This is a genomic window from Nonomuraea sp. ATR24 (genome assembly GCF_041950485.1).
Taxonomy (GTDB): domain Bacteria; phylum Actinomycetota; class Actinomycetes; order Streptosporangiales; family Streptosporangiaceae; genus Nonomuraea; species Nonomuraea ceibae.
This window is the reverse complement of sequence record NZ_JBGNUU010000004.1, coordinates 275,903-295,781: the sequence shown is the minus strand read 5'-3', so window position 1 is coordinate 295,781 and position 19,879 is coordinate 275,903. Positions and strand designations below refer to the sequence as shown.

Annotated in this window: 12 protein-coding genes; 6 read left to right on the top strand and 6 right to left on the bottom strand. The window is 72.8% G+C overall.

Annotated elements, in window-relative coordinates:
* Nucleotides 1–39 precede the first annotated feature (39 nt).
* The 3 genes from ACBI99_RS12325 (at nucleotide 40) to ACBI99_RS12315 (ending at nucleotide 5,120) form a co-directional block, all read left to right on the top strand.
* On the top strand, nucleotides 40–1,254 hold the full coding sequence (locus ACBI99_RS12325) for an ROK family transcriptional regulator (protein ID WP_357584149.1): 1,215 nt from the start codon (nucleotides 40–42) through the stop codon (nucleotides 1,252–1,254).
* A 105-nt stretch (nucleotides 1,255–1,359) separates the two neighbouring features.
* Nucleotides 1,360–4,119, top strand: coding sequence for a glycoside hydrolase family 3 C-terminal domain-containing protein (locus ACBI99_RS12320; RefSeq protein ID WP_357584147.1), 2,760 nt, complete (start codon nucleotides 1,360–1,362; stop codon nucleotides 4,117–4,119).
* Nucleotides 4,116–5,120: a LacI family DNA-binding transcriptional regulator gene (locus ACBI99_RS12315; RefSeq protein ID WP_375072324.1), complete on the top strand. Its 1,005-nt coding sequence runs from the start codon at nucleotides 4,116–4,118 to the stop codon at nucleotides 5,118–5,120. Before ACBI99_RS12320 ends, ACBI99_RS12315 begins: the two co-directional genes overlap by 4 nt.
* A 395-nt stretch (nucleotides 5,121–5,515) precedes the next feature.
* Here the strand turns inward: ACBI99_RS12315 and ACBI99_RS12310 are convergent, their stop codons facing one another.
* From ACBI99_RS12310 to ACBI99_RS12300, 3 genes are all read right to left on the bottom strand, one after another.
* Entirely contained in the window at nucleotides 5,516–6,955 is a 1,440-nt protein-coding gene (locus ACBI99_RS12310; RefSeq protein ID WP_375072323.1) for a serine hydrolase domain-containing protein, read from the bottom strand.
* A gap of 103 nt (nucleotides 6,956–7,058) precedes the next feature.
* On the bottom strand, nucleotides 7,059–8,420 hold the full coding sequence (locus ACBI99_RS12305) for a hypothetical protein (protein WP_357584143.1): 1,362 nt from the start codon (nucleotides 8,418–8,420) through the stop codon (nucleotides 7,059–7,061).
* Nucleotides 8,421–8,588: 168 nt separating this feature from the next.
* Entirely contained in the window at nucleotides 8,589–10,334 is a 1,746-nt protein-coding gene (locus ACBI99_RS12300) for an acetyl/propionyl/methylcrotonyl-CoA carboxylase subunit alpha (protein WP_375072322.1), read from the bottom strand.
* A 183-nt stretch (nucleotides 10,335–10,517) separates the two neighbouring features.
* Between ACBI99_RS12300 and ACBI99_RS12295 the strand changes: the two genes are divergently transcribed.
* From ACBI99_RS12295 to ACBI99_RS12285, 3 genes are all read left to right on the top strand, one after another.
* The gene (locus ACBI99_RS12295) at nucleotides 10,518–10,790 is read left to right on the top strand and encodes a WXG100 family type VII secretion target (protein WP_219499876.1); all 273 of its coding nucleotides are present in this window, start codon (nucleotides 10,518–10,520) and stop codon (nucleotides 10,788–10,790) included.
* 66 nt (nucleotides 10,791–10,856) lie between these two features.
* On the top strand, nucleotides 10,857–12,005 hold the full coding sequence (locus ACBI99_RS12290) for a S8 family serine peptidase (RefSeq protein WP_219499875.1): 1,149 nt from the start codon (nucleotides 10,857–10,859) through the stop codon (nucleotides 12,003–12,005).
* Between the two features lie 144 nt (nucleotides 12,006–12,149).
* Nucleotides 12,150–14,312, top strand: a complete 2,163-nt coding sequence (locus ACBI99_RS12285) for a serine/threonine protein kinase (protein ID WP_375072321.1) — start codon at nucleotides 12,150–12,152, stop codon at nucleotides 14,310–14,312.
* A 59-nt stretch (nucleotides 14,313–14,371) separates the two neighbouring features.
* On the opposite strand, the gene ACBI99_RS12280 is transcribed toward ACBI99_RS12285, so the two are convergent.
* Genes ACBI99_RS12280 through eccCa form a run of 3 tightly spaced genes read right to left on the bottom strand, consistent with a single transcriptional unit; the run spans nucleotide 14,372 to nucleotide 19,799 of the window.
* The gene (locus ACBI99_RS12280; RefSeq protein WP_219499871.1) at nucleotides 14,372–15,475 is read right to left on the bottom strand and encodes a transglycosylase SLT domain-containing protein; all 1,104 of its coding nucleotides are present in this window, start codon (nucleotides 15,473–15,475) and stop codon (nucleotides 14,372–14,374) included.
* The gene (locus ACBI99_RS12275; RefSeq protein ID WP_219499869.1) at nucleotides 15,472–15,804 is read right to left on the bottom strand and encodes a hypothetical protein; all 333 of its coding nucleotides are present in this window, start codon (nucleotides 15,802–15,804) and stop codon (nucleotides 15,472–15,474) included. Before ACBI99_RS12275 ends, ACBI99_RS12280 begins: the two co-directional genes overlap by 4 nt.
* Complete coding sequence (eccCa, locus tag ACBI99_RS12270) at nucleotides 15,801–19,799, bottom strand: type VII secretion protein EccCa (RefSeq protein WP_357584134.1); 3,999 nt, start codon at nucleotides 19,797–19,799, stop codon at nucleotides 15,801–15,803. Before eccCa ends, ACBI99_RS12275 begins: the two co-directional genes overlap by 4 nt.
* Nucleotides 19,800–19,879 lie beyond the last annotated feature (80 nt).

Sequence of the window (19,879 nt, the reverse complement as noted above, 5' to 3'; positions counted from 1 at the left end):
GCATGCTGGGGTCACTTCTCGGCGGGAACGGGGCTGATATTGATCACATCCACGACCGGCCCGCAGCCGGCCGACTTCGCGGACGTCCGGGCCACCAACCTCGCGGTCGTGCTGCGCTTCGTGCGCGAGCACGCGCCGTGCTCCCGGGCCGACATCGCGGCGTCGACGGGGCTGAACAAGGCCACCGTGTCCAGCCTGGTCGCCGACCTCATCGACCGGCGGCTGGTGCGCGAGACCGGCCTGACGGAGAACCGCGTGGGCAGGCCCGCCACGATGCTCGTGCTCGACGGCTCGCCCTACGCCGCGATCGGCGTCGAGATCAACGTCGACTACGTCACCGCCGTGGCCACCGGGCTGGCCGGGGAGCGGCTGCTCACCTGGCGGCGCTCGTTCGGCGCCGGTGACTCGGTCAACCAGGGCGTGGCCGCCGTCGCCGCGATCGTCCGGCGGGTGATCAACCGGATGGCCAAGGAGGAGCGGCAGGTCCTCGGGCTCGCCGTCGGACTGCCCGGCCTCGTCGACGTGCAGGGCACCGTGCGCATCGCGCCCAACCTCGGCTGGTACGACGCCGACATCGGCGGCGACCTGGCCAAGGCGCTGCGCGATCCCGGGTTCGCCATCCAGGTCGACAACGACGCCAACCTGGCGGCCCTGGCCGAGCAGCGGTTCGGCGCCCACGCCGGGGCCGCCGACCTGATCTACCTGACCGGCGAGATCGGCGTCGGCGCGGGCGTCATCCTCGACGGGCGGCTGCGGCGCGGCGCCCTCGGCTACAGCGGCGAGCTCGGCCACGTCCAGCTCGACCCGGACGGCCCGGAGTGCCGCTGCGGGCGGCGCGGCTGCCTGGAGGCGGTGGCCGGCATCGGCGCCGTGCTGCGCCGGCTGGACCCCTCACCGGCCGAGATCGAGGTGGAGATCGAGGAGGTCGTGCGCTCGGCCCGCGCGGGCGACGACAGCACGCTGACCCTGCTCGCCTCCGTCGGCGCCGGGCTCGGCCGGGGCGTGTCGATCATCGCCAACCTGCTCAATCCGGAGGTCGTCATCCTCGGCGGCTACTACGTGCCGCTCGCGCCGTGGCTGCTGCCCGCCGTGCACGCCGAGGTCGCCGACCGGGCCATCGCGCCGCAGGCCGGCGGCGTGCGGGTGGTGGCCTCGACGCTCGGGCACGACGCCGCCGCGCTGGGCGGCGCCGCCCGCGTGCTCGACTCGGTGGATTCGGGAAGATTGCCCGGAGGAATCTCGCGAAACTCTTGACCCGGGTTCGCGGCGACGTGCACCCTTCATGAAACTCCACGAAACATCCCCGAAACGCCCCCGGCCGGTCATCGAAGCGCTTCGACACCCCCTCAGAGGATGGCCATGCACGAACCCTTCCGCGACCCCGAGCTCCCCCTTCCCGACCGGATCGCCGACCTGTCGAGCAGGCTCACTCTGGCCGAGAAGGTGGGCCTGCTGCACCAGTACCAGGCGCCCGTCGAGCGGCTGGGCGTCGGCCCGTTCCGCACCGGCACCGAGGCGCTGCACGGCCTGGCCTGGCTCGGGCCCGCCACCGTGTTCCCGCAGGCGATCGGGCTGGCCTCCACCTGGGACCCGGAGCTGGTCCGCCGGGTCGGCGAGGCGACCGGCGACGAGGTGCTGGCCTTCCACCACAAGGACCCGACCGGCGCCGGGCGCAACGTGTGGGCCCCGGTCGTCAACCCGCTGCGCGACCCGCGCTGGGGGCGCAACGAGGAGGGCTACTCCGAGGACCCCTGGCTGACCGGTCTCATGGGCGCGGCGTACGCCCACGGCCTTCGTGGGAGCGCTCCCGTACTGAAGACGGCGCCCACGCTCAAGCACTTCCTCGCCTACAACAACGAGACCGACCGCTGCGAGACCTCCAGCAACCTCCCGCCGCGCGTGCTGCACGAGTACGAGCTGCCCGCCTTCCGCCCCGCGCTCGAACAGGGCGCCGCCGTCGCCGTCATGCCCTCCTACAACCTCGTCAACGGCCGCCCCGCCCACCTCAGCCCGCTGATCAACGAACTGCTGCGCGCCTGGGCGCCCGACGACCTGCTCGTCGTCAGCGACGCCTACGCCCCCGGCAACCTGTACGGCCTCCAGGGCTACCACGACACCCCCGCCGAGGCGTACGCGCACGCCGTCCGCGCCGGGCTCGACAGCTTCACCCAGGACGACGACCGCGCCGAGGCCACCCTCGGCCACCTGCGCGACGCCCTCGACCAAGGGCTGCTCACCGAGGACGACATCGACACCGCCGTGCGGCACGCCCTGTCGATCCGGTTCCGGCTCGGCGAGTTCGACCCCGCGACCCCGTACGACGACATCACCGAAGAGGTCGTCAACTGCCCGGCGCACCAGGAGCTCGCCCGCGAGGCGGCCCGGCGCTCGATCGTGCTGCTCGACAACGACGGGCTGCTGCCGCTGCGCGACGTCACCACTGTCGCCGTCATCGGGCAGCTCGGCGACACCGTCCTGGAGGACTGGTACAGCGGCACCCTCCCGTACGCCGTCACCGCCCGAGGCGGGATCGCCGAACGGTGCACGACCGTGTTCTGCGAAGGTGTCGACCGGGTCACGCTCACTGCCGAGGCCGGGCCCGTGACCGCCGACCCCGCCGGAGGGCCGCTCAGCCTCGGCAGCGCGGAGGCCGACACGTTCGACGTGTTCGACTGGGGCGGCGGCGCCTACGCCCTGCGCGCCGTGGCCACCGGCCGGTTCGTGTCCGTGGCCGACGGCGTGCTCGTCAACGACCAGCCGGGGCCCAACGGGTGGGAGGTGCGCCAGACGTTCCGCATGGAGGAACGCCCGCGCGGCTCGCTCGCCCTGCGCCACATCTCCACCGGCTGCTACGTCGGCGCGGCAGCCGACGGCACCCTGCGCCTCGTCGACGACGCCGACCAGGCCGTCTGGCTCGTCATGGACGTCATCAGGGACGGCGCCCGGCAGGCCGCCGACCTGGCCGCCGCCGCCGACGTGGCCGTCGTCGTCGTGGGCGACCACCCCCTCGTCAACGGCCGCGAGACCGAGGACCGCACCACCCTCGCCCTCGCCCCAGCCCAGGACGCCGTCGTCCGCGCCGTGCGCGCCGCCAACCCGCGCACCGTCATGGTCGTCACCAGCGGCTACCCGCTCACCTGGACCGCCACCGGGCTGCCCGCCGTCCTCTGGTCCGCCCACGGCGGCCAGGAGTACGGCCGCGCCCTCGCCGACGTGCTCTTCGGCGACGCCGACCCCGAAGGCCGGCTCACCCAGACCTGGTACCGCTCCGAACAGGAGCTCCCCGACCTGCTCGACTACGACATCATCACCGCCGACGCCACCTACCTCTACTTCCGCGGCACCCCCCGCTACCCCTTCGGCCACGGCCTCAGCTACGCCGCCTTCGACTACAGCGGCCTGCGCGTGACTCTGACGGGAGACACGGTCACCGGCGAGGTCACCGTCACCAACACCGGCGACCGGCCCGGCGCCGAAGTCGTCCAGTTCTACACCCACCAGCAGCGCTCCCGCGTCAAGCAGCCGCTGCGCCGCCTGCGCGGCTTCGAGCGCGTCCGCCTCGCCCCCGGCGAGAGCCGCACCGTCCGCCTCACCCTGCCCGTGACCGAGCTCGCCTTCTGGGACGTCACCCGTAGCCGCTTCGTCGTCGAGACCGCCCCGCACCAGCTCATGGTCGGCCGCAGCGCCACCGATTTGCGGCTCAGCGCCCGCTTCGAGGTCACCGGTGAGAACGTCCCGCCCCGCCGCGGCCTCCTGCGCGCCGTCGACCACGACTCCTACGACGCCGTCACCTTCACCGACGCCGCCCGCGAGAACGGCGAAGCCGTACGCGCCGAGACCGAAGGCGCCTGGATCCTCTTCCGCCAGGTCGACCTCACCGGCGCCGCCTCCTGCCTCGCCGTCGCCGGCAGCACCGAAGGCGGCGTCATCACCCTGCGCCTCGGCGACCCCCTCTACGGCAAGTCCCTCGCCACCTTCCCCGTCCCCCGCACCGGACGCCACGACCAGCACGCCATCGCCGCCTCCCTTGCGGGCGTGCGCGGCGTGCACGATCTTTATGTCGTGTTCGAGAACGACGGCATCACGCTGGCCCAGCTCGACCTCGGAGCCGGCGCTTGAGCGGGCGCACGGTCACGATCGCCGAAGTCGCCCGGCACGCCGGCGTGGCCGTCAGCACCGTCTCCTACGTGCTCAGCGGCAAACGCACCATCTCCGCCGACACCCGGCGCCGCGTCCTCGACAGCATCAACGCCCTCGGCTACCACCCCCACGCCGGCGCCCGCGCCCTCGCCAGCAAACGCGCCAACGTCATCGCCCTCGTCCTGCCGCTGCGCGCCGGCATGCACGTGCCCGTCCTCATGCGCTTCGCCAGCGCCGTCGTCACCGCCGCCCGCGGCTACGACCACGACGTGCTCCTCCTCACCGCCGACGAAGGCACCGACGGCATCCGCCGCGTCGCCGCCAGCGCCCTCGTCGACGCCTTCGTCCTCATGGACGTCGAACTCGACGACCGCCGCGTCCCCCTCCTGCGCGACCTCGCCGAACCCAGCGTTCTCATCGGCTTCCCCGCCTCACCCGCCGGCCTCACCTGCGTCGACCTCGACTTCGCCGCCGCCGGCCAACGCTGCGTCGCCCACCTCGCCGAACGCGGCCACACCCAGATCGCCCTCCTCGGCGCCCCCGCCGTCGTCTACGAACGCGGCACCGGCTTCGCCCGCCGCACCCGCGAAGGCTTCCTCGCCGCCCTCACCGTCCACCACGTCACCGGCGTCGCCCTGCCCTGCGAGGAGACCTTCGACGAGGTGTACGAGACCGTCCGCACGCTCCTGACCGACCGGCCTGGCCTCTCCGGCCTCGTCGTCCACAACGAAGCCGCCGTCGGCCACGTCCTCAGCGCCCTGCGCCAGCTCGGCAAACGCGTCCCCCACGACGTCGCCGTGGTCGCCATCTGCCCCGACGACGTCGCCGAACGCGCCAGCCCGCCGCTCACCTCCGTCCTCATCCCCGCCGAGGAGGTCGGCCGCGAAGCGGTGCGCCTCGTCATGGACAAACTCGCCGGCAAGCCCGCCCCCCAGGCCACCCTCCTCCCCCCACACCTGGCCCTCCGCGCCAGCACCTAGGCCCCAGGCCCCCTCCCTTTGAGACGCCGGCCGTAGCGGGCGCGGCCTTTCCAGGGAGGGCGGCGGCTGCCCCGAGCCGCCGCGCGCCGCCCCCTCCCAGAGAACCGCCCGCCGCAGCGGGGCCTCGCCTTGTCGCAGGGGCGTGGGCTCCGGGGAGGCGGTGGGACTGTCTCACCAGGACGCGCCGTCGTCGGGCCCGCCCGTGGCCCCCGGGGGCTCGCATCCTCACCAGGCCCGCCGTCCCCTCCTCGGAGAGGTCCCGCCTCCCTCCCCGAAGAGACGCCCACCGTAGCGGGACCTCGCCTTCTCAGGGGCGTGGGTTTCGGGGAGGCGGTGGGGTCACTTCCTGCGAAGGCGTGCGCCGTCGTCGGGCTTGCCGGCTCGTCGGGGGGCCGTCAAAGAATCAAGAAAGCCCCGAAAGCTCCCAGCAACACGGCGGGCACCGCTGGGGACAGCCAGGTGTGCCAGGCGGGGGGCCGGGAGGCGAGGGGCAGGGTGGGCCAGCGAGTGAGGGTGGCGGCCGTGGCGGCGGCGAGGGTGGCGGCGCCGAGGGCCCAGGTGAACGGGGGGACGGGACCCCAGGCGCCGGCGCGGTGGCCGAGCCAGAGGAACAGGGCCGCCCAGAGGATGCGGCTGACGGCGGAGACCCGGTCGAGGGCGGGGTTGCGGAAGGCGGAGTAGAGCAGCCCGAGCCCGATGAAGGGGAACGTGAGGGCGAAGAGGAGCTCGCGGATCGGGGGTCCGTCGCCGTCGGGCGGGGTGACGCCGAGGAGGCGCCGGCCGAGGTCGTCGACGTCCTTGCTGGTGTTGCCGAGGACGACCACGCCGCGCCCGCTCGCGGGGTCGAAGCCCGCGTAGGTGCTGTGCCCGCCGGTGGCGCCGTTGTGCCAGGTGATCTGGCGGTCGCCGTAGGCGGTGGTGAACCAGCCGTAGCCGATGCGCCGGTGCTCGCCGGCGGGGAAGCGGGGCTTGGCGGCGTCGGCGCCGGGGGCGGTGCCCGCCATGACGGCCTGGACGAGGCGGGCGATGTCGCGGGAGGTGGACCAGACGGCTCCGCCCGCCCCGGCGTGGCCGTGGTCGCGCCAGGGGTCCATCGGCTGGCCGTACTGGCTCCGGCCGTGCGCGTGCCCGGCGGGGAGCGGTTCGCCGGGCTGCAGGACGACGGTGGAGGTCATGCCGAGCGGCCGGAGGAGCCGGTCGCGCAGCAGGGTCTCGTAGTCGGTGCGGGCGTGTTCGGCGAGGGCGAGGCCGAGGAGTGAGACGCCGAGGTTGGAGTAGGACACTTCGCCCCGGCCGGAGGCGGAGACGGCGGCGGCGTCGGCGAGTGCCTGCTGGGGCCCGGCGGCCGCGTAGGGGTCGGCGCCGCCGAAGACGTACAGGTAGGAGCGGAGGAAACCGGCCGGGGTGGTGCGCACGCTGGGCACTCCGGCGCGGTGGGAGGACAGTTCGGCGAGGGTGGCGGAGCCGACGGCGGGGTCGGAGAACGGGACGGCGGGCAGCAGGTCGCGGACAGGGGTGTCGGGGGAGAGGCCGAGGTCGGCGAGCAGCATCCCGGTCATGGTCTTGGTGATGGAGCCCAGCTCGTAGGCGGTGCCGGGGCCGACGGGGCGGGGGTCGGGGCCGCCGGTGTCGCCGACTCCGGCGTGGCGGACGCGGCCGTTCTCGATGAGGGCCACCGACAGGCCCTGGTGTCCGGCGTCGCCGGCGGCACGGCGTACCTGCTGGGCGAGGGCGGGGTCGCCGGTCGTGGCGGGGCTCAGGGCGGGCGGGCGGGGGGCGATGAGCAGGGCGAGCGCGGCCACGACCAGGGCGGAGAGGACAGCTACTCGCTTCATATTTCCGATAATACGTAATTCCGAAGTTCGGTGCGAAGGCGCCGGAAACGCGAAGGGCGCGCCCCCCCGAAGGGGACGCGCCCGGAAAGGGTCGTGCGGGCTGTTACCAGTCGCCTCCGCCGAAGTCTCCGCCACCGAAGTCTCCGCCGAAGTCGCCCCAGCCGCCACCGCCCATGTCGCCGCCGAAGTCGCCGCCACCCGCGTCGGACATGCCCTCGGCATAGCCGGCGCCGTAGCCGCCCATGCCCCAGCCGCCCATCATGCTGCCCATCATGGTGCCGATGAACATGCCGGTCATGATGTCGCCGAAGCCGCCGTAGTAGCCGTAGGCGTAGGGCTGGTAGGCCGGGCCCGCGTCGTAGTAGGGGCGGCGCTGGCCGTTGACCATGACCTCGCGCATCTGCGGGTCGAAGCCGCGCTCGACGGCCTCGGCGTCGGCGGCGCAGGCGGGCACGTCACGCGCCACCCCGCCCTGCGGCGCCCAGCGCACGTCGCGCACCGACGGGCCGTGCTGCGGGTTGAAGAAGCAGGGCGCCCGGCGCTCGGGCACCGGCTGGTTGTTGACCCGGGCCTTCACCACGGCCAGCGCGTAGCGGCCGTCCTCCAGCGTCTGGGTCACGTCGCGCACCTGGTCGGGCCGCTCCACCGCGTTGAGCTGCGTCTTGGCCTTCTCGTAGGAGTCGAGAGCCTGCTGCCACTCCTGGATGTGGCTGCCGCCCTGGCCGGCGAGCGTGACGTCGGTGTCGAGCGCGGCGATCTCCTCGCCGAGCTTGGTGACGTCCTCCTCGACGGTCTGCTTGACCGCGGCCAGGTCCTTGGCGTTCTGGATGGCCTGCTTCTTCTTCCTGTTACGCGAGTAGAGGAAGTAGCCGCCGCCGCCCGCGAGCGCGAGCACGCCCAGCGTGGCGAGCACGCCGGTGCCGCCGCCGCTGCCGCCGACCGGGCCGGAGGTGAGCGCGGAGGAGCGCTTGTTGGTGGCCAGCAGGTTGACCCGCTCGACGAAGTCCTTCATGCCGTCGGACAGGTTGTCGTGGTTGCGGGTGGACAGGTTGGCGGCCTGCCCGGTGTAGCGGCTGAAGTTGGACGCGGCGAACAGCGACTTGCCGTCGAGCACCGCGATCGTCACCTCGCCGCTCTTGGCCGCGGACACGGCCTCGCCGAGCTGCTTCAGGTAAGGGCCGGCGGCGGCGTTGGAGGCCAGCGTGCCGTCGGGCAGGGCGGCCACGTAGATGCTGCTCTTGGAGTCCTTCAGCGCCTCGCGGATCGCCGACTGCTCGTCGGAGGTCAGCGGTGAGCCGGACTGCACGAAGAGCGGATCTTTCTGGTCCTTCCAGTGGGCCAGCACCGATTGGGCGTCAGGGGGCGCGGCGGCCGCGTTGGCGGCAGGGGACAGCGCGAGAACAACGAGTAGACCGGCGATCAGAGCCGCGATCGCGGCCCCTGCACGGCGCAGCGAATGGGTCATTGGCAGCAAGCCTCCTTCGCCCATGAGGACGAACGGGCGGTCGGCAAAGTTCCTCACTGCGCACGTTACCCGCCCGGCGCGCTCCGGGCGCGCCCCGGTGCGGGCATCCTGGCGGGTCCGGACGCCCGCGCCGCGAATCTTTGCCCTCGATCTCGGCGCCGGTGACGCTCAGGCGTCCTTGATCTCGCAGATCACGGCCCCCGAGGTGATCGTCTGGCCGACCGCCGCGGAGAGCCCGGTGATGACGCCGGATTTGTGCGCGGTCAGCGGCTGCTCCATCTTCATGGCCTCCAGCACCACCACGGTGTCGCCCTCGGCCACGGTGTCGCCGTCGGCGGCCACGACCTTGACGATCGTGCCCTGCATCGGCGTGACGAGGGAGTCGCCGCCGGTGGCGGCCGTGCGGGCGCCGCCCCCGGACCGCCTGGGCTTCTTGTTCGCCGAGGGCGTAGCGACGCCCGCGCCGAGCCCGGCAGGCAGCACGACCTCCAGGCGCTTGCCGCCGACCTCGACCGTCACCGTCTCCCGCGACACCGGCTCGGCCGTCTCGGGGGCGCCGGCGTAGGGCGGGATCGTGTTGTCGAACTCGGTCTCGATCCACCGGGTGTGGACGGCGAACGGCTCGCCCGTGAAGGCCGGGTCGGTCACGACCGCCCGGTGGAACGGCAGCACGGTCGGCATCCCGTCGATCTCGAACTCGGCCAGCGCCCGGCGCGCGCGCTCCAGCGCCTCCCGGCGGGTGCGGCCGGTCACGATCAGCTTGGCCACCAGCGAGTCGAACGTCTGGGGCACGGTCATCCCGGCGTCGTAACCGGAGTCGAGCCGTACGCCGGGACCCGACGGCGCGCGCATCGCGGTGAGCGTGCCGGGCGTCGGCAGGAAGTTGCGGCCCGCGTCCTCGGCGTTGACGCGGAACTCGATGGAGTGGCCGCGCAGCTCAGGGTCGCCGTAGCCGATCGGCTCGCCGTCGGCGATGCGGAACATCTCGCGCACCAGGTCGACGCCCGCGACCTCCTCCGACACCGGGTGCTCGACCTGGAGCCTGGTGTTGACCTCCAGGAACGAGATCGTGCCGTCCTCGCCGACGAGGAACTCACAGGTGCCGGCCCCGACGTAGCCGGCCTCCTTGAGGATGGCCTTGGAACTGGAGTAGAGGATGTCGACCTGCTCCTGGGTGAGGAACGGCGCGGGGGCCTCCTCCACCAGCTTCTGGTGGCGGCGCTGCAGGGAGCAGTCGCGGGTGCTGATCACGACCACGTTGCCCTCGCGGTCGGCCAGGCACTGGGTCTCGACGTGGCGCGGCCGGTCGAGGTAGCGCTCGACGAAGCACTCGCCCCGGCCGAAGGACGCCACGGCCTCGCGGACGGCCGACTCGTACAGCTCGGCCACCTCCTCCAGGCGGCGGGCGACCTTGATGCCGCGTCCGCCGCCGCCGTAGGCGGCCTTGATGGCGATCGGCAGCCCGTGCTCCTCGGCGAACGCGACGACCTCGGCGGCCCCCGAGACCGGGTCCTTGGTGCCGGCGACGAGCGGCGCGCCGACCTTCTGGGCGATGTGCCTGGCCTGCACCTTGTCGCCGAGCGCGGCGATGGCGGCGGGCGGCGGCCCGATCCAGGTGAGCCCGGCGTCGATGACCGCCTGGGCGAAGTCGGCGTTCTCGGCCAGGAAGCCGTAGCCGGGGTGCACGGCGTCGGCGCCGGAGCGCTCGGCGACCGCCAGCAGCTTGCCGATGTCGAGGTAGGTCTCGGCGGGGGACGCGCTGCCCAGGGAGTAGGCCTCGTCGGCGACCCTGACGTGCAGGGAGTCGAGGTCCTGGTCGGCGTAGACGGCCACGCTCCCGATGCCGGAGTCCTTGCATGCCCGTGCCACTCGTACGGCGATCTCGCCGCGGTTGGCGATCAGAACCTTGTGCACCGACGTCCGTCCTTCCTGGCTCGTACTCATCGGAGTTTAAAGCGCCCATCCCGGACGGACCCCCGCTGCCCCGGACGGGCCGAACAATCCTCCGGACGACCATAGCCGCTCGGCATAACCGGGGCGATCAGCGATTCACGCGTCTATGGTGAGGGCGCTTTCATGTCGATCCAGGAGGTACGCATGAGCCAGAGCATGCTCGGTGGCGATCCTGCGGAAATGCAGGCCATGGCCACCCAGTTCACGCAGCAGGCGGAGGCCGTCCGCGCCACAATGACGGCGCTGGACCGCGAGGCGTCCAAGGTCGGCACCGCCTGGACCGGCCCCGGCGCCCAGCGGTTCCAGGGCGCCTGGCAGAACTACCGTGCCGCCTTCCAGCGCATGTCCGAAGAGCTCAACGAGGCGTCCCGGGTCATCAACACCTACCGGGGCAACATCGAGTCGGCGACCCGCTGACGGGGGGAGCCCCGGTCCGGGCCGGGGCTTCTGCCTGATCGACAGGGCAGGCTACTCTTTTCGGACATGATTGCCCGCGCCTTTCTGGCCTGCCTGCTGGCCCTTCAGCTCGGCGTGGCGCCCGCGGCGGCGGCGACCGCCGACGAGTGCCGGCCGAAGCGGGGCACCCAGCAGCTTCCCGGCGCCGAGCCCTGGGCGCAGAAGCGGCTCGACCCCAAGCGCGTGTGGCCGCTGTCGACCGGCGCGGGCGTCCGGGTGGCGATCATCGACAGCGGCGTCGAGCTGAACCATCCGCAGCTCCGCCTGGCGGGCCGGGCCGACCTCACCAACACCGGCATCCGCGACTGCATCGGGCACGGCACCGCGGTCGCGGGCATCATCGGCGCCGTCTACGTCGAGGGCGTGCCCTTCCACGGCATGGCGCCGGCCGCGCAACTGCTGTCGTACAAGCAGACCAACACCGAGCGCGACGGCGACCCCGACCTGATGGTCAAGGCGATCAGGTCGGCCGCCGACGAGGGCGCCGACGTCATCAACATCTCCTCGGCCACCACCGACTTCCCCGCGCTGCGGGACGCGGTGGCGTACGCGCTGGCCAAGGACGTGGTGATCGTGGCGGCGGCCGGCAACAAGCGGGCCGAGGACGGCACCCCGATCCCGGCCTATCCGGCGTCGTACGAGGGCGTGCTGGCCGTCGGGGCGGCCGGGCAGTCGGGGGCGCTGTCGGAGTTCTCCAACGACAAGACGCCGGTCTCCGTGCTGGGTCCGGGCGAGAGCATCACCTCCACCTGGCCGGGCAAGGCCTACAACCTGGAGCTGGAGGGCACCAGCTACGCGGTGCCGTACGTGGCGGGGGTGGTGGCGCTGGTGCGGGCCAGGTTCCCGACGCTCGACCAGGACCAGGTGCGGCGGCGCGTCATCGCCACGGCCGACCTGGGCACGGGCACCACGACGGCGGGGATGGTCAACCCCATGCAGGCGGTCAGCGCCGTGCTGCCGTTCGAGCCGGCCAACGCGCCCGTGGTGGCGCCGCCGCCGCCCGCGCCGCTCCCGCCGGGCGCGGTGGCCGCGGTGCCGCCCGTCGACCACGCGGCGCGGAGCCTCGGGCTGATCGTCGCGGCGTCGGCGCTGGGTCTCGTGCTGCTCGTCGCGGTCGCGCGGGCGCTGGTCCCGATGGGCCGCCGCCGGGGCTGGCGCCCCGGCCGCACCGACTGAGGCAGCCCCCGCCGCGGCTCCTGCTGCGTCAGCAAGGAAACAAGACCATGAATTGTTGGGTACGGCCCGAAACCTATGTGGCGTATGTGACCAATCTGGTTGAATATAACTAGATCTTGCTTTTTGCCGTGGAAAGGTTTGGGCATGCACCCATTGCGCCCTGGTGATCCCGAGCGGATCGGTGATTACAGCATCCTCGGGCTGCTGGGAGAGGGGCCGCGCGGGGAGACCTTCCTCGGGCGGGAATCCGATGACGCCCCCATCCGGGCCATCAAGCTGCTCCCCGGCGTGCCCGAACCGGCACCCGACGCCCTCGCGCCCTACCTGGCCGCCCAGCGGGTCTCCAGCTCGTACGTGGCGCGGGTGCTCGACGCCGGTTACCTGGCGGACCGCCCGTACGTCGTCCGGGAGCACGTCGAGGGCAAGAGCCTGGCCGAAACCGTCGAGGCCGACGGGCCGCTGACCGGCGACGCGCTGGAGCGGGTGGCCGTCGGCGTGCTGACCGCGCTGTCGGCCGTGCACCTGGCGGGCCTGACCCACCGCTCGCTCACGCCGCACAACGTGATCCTGGCCGCCGAAGGGCCGAGGGTGACCGACGTGACCGTCGGCGACCCTGTGGGCGAGCCCGGCTACCAGGCCCCCGAGCAGCTCACCGGCCTGCAGTACGGGCCGTACGCCGACGTGTTCGCCTGGGCCGCGACGATGACGTTCGCGGCCACCGGCAAGCCGCCGTTCGCCGACCGCGACGCCGTGCTGACCGGCGAGCCCGAGGTGGGCGTCGGGGACGAGGCGCTGCGCCGCGTCCTGCTGTCGGCGCTGGCCAAGGACGTCAGCCAGCGGCCGACCACGTACAGCGCGCTCATGCAGGTGCTCGGCGACCCCGGCGCGGGCCGCCAGCAGGCGCCGGACCAGACCGCCATCGAGGGCGTGCCCGTCCCCGGGGTGGCGCTCCAGGGCGTCCCGATCCCGGCCGTGCCGCTCCCGGGCATGCAGCCGATGGTGCCCCCGCAGGGCGGCCCCGGCCAGCCGATGCAGGGCCCGCCCATGCAGCACCCGACCATGCAGGGGCCCCCGATGCAGGGCTCGCCCGTGCCGGGCGTCCCGCAGCAGGCGGAGCCGATGTGGGGCCCGCCCGAGCCGGGCGGTCAGCCGCAGCAGCCGCCTCAGCCGCAGCAGATCCGGCTGGAGGCCGTGCAGCCCAGGGGCTCGCAGGGGCCGCGCAGGAAGTTCCCGATGGGCCTGGTCGCCGGGGTGGGCGCGGTCGCGCTCGTCTCCGCGATCGGCCTGTGGGGCGCCAACCGGTACGTCGAGTACCAGCAGGTCGGCACCACCGTGGCCGCCCAGGCGAGCGCCGACGGCATCCCGGTGCCCAACAGCGCGTCCGTGGCCCCGGTTCCGCAGGGCACCGCGCCTGACGGCGGCCCGGTCCCGCAGCAGCCGCAGCCGACGGTCACCGTGCCGTGGGGCGCCACGCCCGACGTGGACGAGGCCGGGGTGGCCCCGCTGGTGCTGCCGACCGAGTGGCCGACGACCACCGCGGGCGTGCCCGAGCTGACCTCGGTGCCGACGACGCCGACGGCGATGCCGACGCAGCCGGTCGTGGTGCCCACGGTCACGCAGCAGCCGACGGCGGCCCCGACCGCCGAGGCCGAGCCGACGCCGACCAAGAGGAAGAAGAAGCCGCAGCCGACGGCGACCGTCACCAAGACGGAGAAGCCGACGGAGCAGCCCTCCGAGCAGCCGACGGAGAAGCCGACCGAGAAGCCGACCGAGCAGCCCTCGGAGCAGCCGACCGAGAAGCCTTCCGAGAAGCCGACGGAGAAGCCCTCCGAGAAGCCCACGGAGAAGCCGACGCAGGCCCCGGAGCCGAAGCCCACGCCGACCAAGCCGAAGCCGACGCCCACCCAGCCGAAGCCCACCCCGACGCAGCCCAAGCCCACGCCGACGCAGCCCAAGGCGACGGCCAAGCAGGCGGCCCCGGTGAAGAACCCGTACACGCCCACCCAGGTGTGCGGCTCGGGCTTCGTCGTCCAGCGCTCCAGCTCCTTCTCCGGCGGCGCCACGTACCAGCTCTGGAACAACAGCACCGGCCAGAACTGCGTGGTCACCATGAAGACGGTGGACGTGGGCAAGGCCACCCCGGTGAGAGCCACCCTGGAGGTCCAGAACGGCCCCAGCAAGACCGACTCGGGCAACTTCGAGTACTACGCGGGACCGGTGAAGCTGCCGGCCGCCGGGAAGTGCGTGCGCTACTCCGGCAGCGTGGGCTCCGGCTCGACGAGCGCGGGCTGGGCCAACTGCGGCTGACGACGCCTTGACGAAAGGGCCCGGACGATCACGTCCGGGCCCTTTTCGCTGTCCGTTCCCTAGTAGCCGACGTACCCGCTGCCGTTCTTGGTGCCGACGACGCCGGGCACGTTCGACACCGACCCGTAGCGCGAGATCGCGTAGCGGACGCCCGCGATGATGTTGTCCACCGGGTCGTAGATGTTGCCGTGCCCCGGCAGCTTGTAGGCGTTGAACGTCGGGTCGATGGTCTGCATCAGGCCCTTGGACGGGGTGCCCTTGTCCGCGTTCGAGTCCCAGTTGTTGATCGCGTGCGGGTTGCCGCCGGACTCGTGCCGGATGATCATCCAGATGTCGCTGGCGTTCATCTTCGACACCGGCACGCCGTGCTGCTTGAGGATGGCGATGGCCTCCTCGATCCACTGCTTGACCTGGCCCGTCGGGGCCGGGCCGCCGCCGGGGGGAGGCGGGCCGCTCGGTCCGTAGCCGCCGAAGCCGCCGCCCCCGCCACCGCCACCGCCACCGTTGCCGCTGCCGTTGCCGCCGCCTTGCAGGGCCGTGCGGTCCTGCCGCGGGTTGTAGCCGGGCTCGGGCTGCCAGTCGATCTTCCTGCCGTCCTGCGGCGTGAACTCCTGGGTGACGATCTCGGGGATGCCGCGGAAGGTCTGGGCGCGGTCGCCCAGGAAGGCGTCGATGTCGGTCTTCGCCTTGGTCAGCGCCGTGTTGGCCGAGGTCACGTGCGGCCGCGCGTCGGTGATCGCCTGGTTCACCAGCCCGCGCAGCGCCGTGTCCTTGGCCTGCTGGGTGGCGTCCGGGTTCTCCTTCGTGTACGTGGACGCGCTGGCCGACAGGTCGCGGATGATGGCGGCGATCTCCGTACGCGCCTCGCGCAGTGCCGTGGCGGCCGCGTCCAGCGACCCGGCGGCGTTGGCCAGGGCCGTCTGCAGCTCGTGGGCCGCCCGGCCGTACTTGCGCATGTAGGTGTCGAACTGGTCGGCCGAGCGGCCCCGCCAGGCGTTGTCGACGACCTGGACGGCGCCGCCGAGCGCCCCGCCGAACTCGTTGATGTCGCCGGCCAGGGCCCGCCACTTCTCGGCCACCTTGTTGATCGCCGCGGGGTCGCCGGTGACCTTGGTGAGCATGGCGTCGAGCTGCTCGCCGCCCGGCAGGTGGGAGACGCTCATGAGGTGGCCCGGTGTGCCTTGGTGATGTTGGTCTCCACGTTGCTCAGCCCGGCCTCGGTGTCGCGCAGCTTCCTGCGGGCCTGGTCCATCTCGTCGAGCAGCGTGGACCAGACGCCGTTGGCGCAGCCGGCCAGCGCGGCGGAGCCCTCCAGGTCGCCGAAGGCGCTCGCGCTGATCGGCGTGCGGTTGTTGCGGACCCGGCCGTCCTCCTCGTAGGTGACCTCGCCGGGATTGTTCTCGGTCAAGGTCTCCCGGTAGTGGCTGGTGGCCTTGCTGATGGCTGTGCGGCAGCGGTCGAGCGCGGAGAAGTGCATCTCCAGGTCGGTCATGATCCCCCTTCTCGGATGGCCTGCTCGTCGCCCAGGAACGCGGTCTGCATCAGGCGCGCGCCCAGGCGGCGGTCCACGAAATGGCCGCGGCCGGGCGGGAGCGTCTGCGGCCGGACGTTGCCGAACAGGTAGCCCTCGTCCTTGTTGCCCGACAGCAGCAGCGCCGGCGTGGCCATGTCCTTCATGCGCTGGATGACCGGGTCGAACATGGCCCGGCCGGCGCCGCCCATCTGGCGCGACAGCACCAGGTGCAGGCCGATGTCGCGGGCCTGGGGCAGCAGGTCGACCAGGGGCGCCAGCGGGTTGGCCGAGGTGGCGACCAGGTCGTAGTCGTCGACGAACACGTACAGGTCGGAGCCCTGCCACCAGCTGCGGTCGCGCAGTTGCTGCGGCGTCAGGTCGGCCGGGGGCAGGCGGCTCATCAGCGCTTCCCTGGCGTCCTTGATGAGGTCGGCGGCGGCGGCGCTGGATGCGGCGTAGCCGATGCGGTGCGGGGTCGCCGCCGAGTCCAGCAGGGCCCTGCGGTAGTCGATGACGATCATCATGGCCTGGCTGGGCTGCTTCCTGCTCACCAGTCCTTCGGCGATGAGGCGCAGCAGGTTCGACTTGCCGCTCTCGTTCTCGCCGAACACGACGAAGTGCGGGTCGGCGTCGAAGTCGAGCGTGACCGGCATGAGCGTGGCCTCGTCGATGCCGATGGGGATGCGCTCCTCGTCGGCGGGCAGCGCGGCCAGCGGCAGCACGGCGGGCAGCAGCCGCACCCGGGGCGCCACCGGGCCCTTCCACGAGTCGCGCACGGCCTGGACGAGCCCGCGCGCGCCGTCGGCGAGCGACCCGGGGTCCTGCACGGCGTCGATCCTGGGCAGCGCCGACAGGAAGTGGAAGCCGTCCTTGGTCAGGCCGCGTCCCGGCGCGCCCTCGGGCACGGCGAGCGCCTTCTTCCTGCTGACCTCCGACTCGTACGCGTCGCCGAGGCGGAGCTCGACCTTGGTGCCGAACAGGTCGCGGATGCCGGGCCGGAACTCCGACCACTTGTTGGAGGCGGCGATCACGTGGATGCCGTAGCCGAGCCCGCGCGCCGCGATGTCGGTGATGACCGGTTCGAGCGAGTCGAACTCCTGGCGGAGCGTCAGCCAGCCGTCGACGACGAGGAAGACGTCGCCCCAGCCGTCGCCCTCGATCGTGCCTTCGGCGCACAGCTGGCGGTAGGCGGCGATGGACTCGATGCCGTGCTCGCCGAAGTCGCGCTCGCGCTGTTCCAGGATGGAGCCGATCTCCGCCACCGTGCGGCGCACCCGGTCGCCGTCGAGACGGGCGGCGACGCCGCCGACGTGCGGCAGGCCCTCCAGCGACGACAGCGAGCCGCCGCCGAAGTCCAGGCAGTAGAACTGCACCTCGCGCGGCGTGTGCATGAGCGCCATGCTCGACACCAGGGTGCGCAGCACGGTGCTCTTGCCGCTGCGGGTGCCGCCGGCGACGCCGACGTGCCCGGCGCCGCCGGACAGGTCCAGCCAGAACGGGTCGCGGCGCTGCTCGAACGGCTTGTCCACGATGCCGACGACGGCGTGCAGCTTGCCTCGGCCCTGCCAGCCGGCCGTGGTCAGGCCGTGGTCGGCGGTGACGGACAGCGGCGGCAGCAGGTGGGCCAGCGTGGGCGGCTCCGACAGCGGCGGCAGCCAGATGCGGTGGGCGGCAGGCCCGTGGCCGGTGAGCCGGCCGACCACGACGTCGAGCAGGCTGCGCTGGTTCCCGGCGGCCGGTTCGTCGTCCGGCTCCGGCTCGCCCGTCTGGACGGGCGTGGTGACCTCGGGCAGCGGGATGTGGGCGGGGCCGTACTCGACGACCTCGCGCACCGGCACCTGGCCGTCGGCGGTGGCCGCCTGGACGGGGTCGGCGTGGTGCGCGCCCGACACGTACGCGGCCTTGAACCTGGTCATGCCGGTGGTGTCGTACTTGAGGTAGCCGTTGCCCGGCGCGGACGGCAGCTCGTAGGCGTCGGCGACGCCCAGCACGACGCGGCTCTCCATGGCCGAGAACGTGCGCAGGCCGATCCGGTACGACAGGTGGGTGTCGAGGCCGCGCAGCCGTCCCTCCTCCAGCCGCTGGGAGGCCAGGAGCAGGTGCACGCCGAGCGAGCGGCCGAGCCGGCCGATCATCACGAACAGGTCGATGAACTCTGGCTTGGCGGCCAGCAGCTCGCTGAACTCGTCGAGCACGATGAACAGCGTCGGCATCGGCCGCAGGTCGGCGCCCTGTTCGCGGGCGCGCTCGTAGTCGCGCAGGGAGGCGTAGTTGCCGGCCGCGCGCAGCAGCTCCTGGCGGCGCACCATCTCGCCGTGGAGCGCGTCGTACATGCGGTCGACCAGCGGGAGCTCGTCCTCCAGGTTGGTGATGACGGCCGAGACGTGCGAGAGCGTGTCGAGGCCGAGGAACGTGGCGCCGCCCTTGAAGTCGACGAGCACGAAGTTGAGGATCTCCGACGAGTGCGTGATCGCCAGGCCGAGCACCATGGTGCGGAGCAGCTCCGACTTGCCGGAGCCGGTCGCGCCGATGACCAGGCCGTGCGGGCCCATGCCGCCCTGCGCCGACTCCTTGATGTCGAGCTCGACCACGCGGCCGTCGACGCCGAGGCCGATCGGCACCCGCAGCCGGTTGCGGCCCGCCCTGGGCTGCCAGGTGACGGCCGGCTGCAGATGGGCGGGGTCGCCGACGCCGAGCAGGTCGGTCAGCGTGGTGTTGGTGCTCAGCAGGTCCTGCGTCTCGCCGCCGGAGGCCGTCGAGGCGCGCAGCGGCGCGAGCTGCCTGGCCAGGCCCTCGGCGCGGGCGTAGTCGAGGCTGTCGGGGTCGCCGAGCCGGTTCGTGGACCGCTTGCCCGCGTGGTCGATCTTGACCATGTGGAAGCCGTCGGGCTGGACGTCCAGGCGCAGCGTGTTGCTCTCGCCCGCCGGGCCCGCCGACTCGGACAGGTCGATGACCGTGACGCCCTGGATGGCGTCGACGCCGAGCTGGGAGTCGTGCGGCACGTGCCCGCCGTCGACGATCACCACGTGGTACGGCAGCGCGTCCGAGGCGGCGCCGGGCCGGAACCGGGCGCGCTCCTTCAGCTCGTCGCCGACGAGCTGGTCCAGCCGTTCCATGCTCTCGGCCATCAGCCGGACGTGCCCGGCGGCGTCCACCTCCTCCGGGTGCAGCGCGTGCGGCAGCCACTTCACCCAGTCCCAGTGCGGCATCCACTCCCGGCTGGCGCACACCATCACCCGCATGTCGTCGGGGGAGTGGAAGGTGGCGAGCTGGGCGATCACCGCCCGGACCATGGCGCGCACGGCCCTGGGGTCGCCGGTGAGGTTGATCCTGGCGAACGAGTGGAGGGCGACGGCGACCGGGAGTCCCGACACCGTGGAGTGGGCGCGGACGAAGCGGCGCAGCGCGCCCGCCGTCAGCGCGTCGAGGTCCTCGACCGGCTTGGAGTCGGGCGGCACGAGCTGGACGGCGAGCTTCTGCACGCCGGTGCCGAGCCGGACCGTGCCGAAGTCGTCGTCGCGCGGCCTGCGCTCCCACAGGCGCGGCCCCATCGCCACCCACCACAGCGTGTCGGGGGCCGGGCCGCTCCACTCCAGCGCCTCGCGCTGTTGCAGCGCGGCCTTGCGGACCTTCTTGCGGACCTGGGCGAGGTAGCGGAAGTAGTCGCGGCGCAGGCCGTTGAGCCGGTTCTTGCGCTCTCCGGCGTTGCGGCCGAACTGGCCGAGCGTCATGCCCAGCATCGAGACGGCGAACAGGCCGCTGGCCACGTACATGAGGGGGCTGGAGTTGCCTCCTGCGGTGAACATCAGGGCCATGGCCGCGCCGCCGGCGAGCATGGGGACGTACATGAGCACGCCCATCAGCCCCGCAGGCTGCACCTCGGGGATCTCCGGCGGCGACTCCAGCAGGATCTCCCCGCGGGGTGGCTGGGGAGTGGGGCGGCGCTCAGGACGCCTGACAACGACGATGCTCATTGACGGCTCACTCGCGAGACAACCCTCCTGTCACCTGAAACACTTTCTTACCAGAAGCATTGTCCCTATATGTTCGGCAT

Coding starts and splice junctions, on each gene's coding strand:
- eccCa (WP_357584134.1), bottom strand. CDS start 19,799: ATGAGCATCGTCGTTGTCAGGCGTCCTGAGCGCCGCCCCACTCCCCAG.
- ACBI99_RS12310 (WP_375072323.1), bottom strand. CDS start 6,955: ATGAAGCGAGTAGCTGTCCTCTCCGCCCTGGTCGTGGCCGCGCTCGCC.
- ACBI99_RS12275 (WP_219499869.1), bottom strand. CDS start 15,804: ATGACCGACCTGGAGATGCACTTCTCCGCGCTCGACCGCTGCCGCACA.
- ACBI99_RS12290 (WP_219499875.1), top strand. CDS start 10,857: ATGATTGCCCGCGCCTTTCTGGCCTGCCTGCTGGCCCTTCAGCTCGGC.
- ACBI99_RS12295 (WP_219499876.1), top strand. CDS start 10,518: ATGAGCCAGAGCATGCTCGGTGGCGATCCTGCGGAAATGCAGGCCATG.
- ACBI99_RS12285 (WP_375072321.1), top strand. CDS start 12,150: ATGCACCCATTGCGCCCTGGTGATCCCGAGCGGATCGGTGATTACAGC.
- ACBI99_RS12320 (WP_357584147.1), top strand. CDS start 1,360: ATGCACGAACCCTTCCGCGACCCCGAGCTCCCCCTTCCCGACCGGATC.
- ACBI99_RS12280 (WP_219499871.1), bottom strand. CDS start 15,475: ATGAGCGTCTCCCACCTGCCGGGCGGCGAGCAGCTCGACGCCATGCTC.
- ACBI99_RS12305 (WP_357584143.1), bottom strand. CDS start 8,420: ATGACCCATTCGCTGCGCCGTGCAGGGGCCGCGATCGCGGCTCTGATC.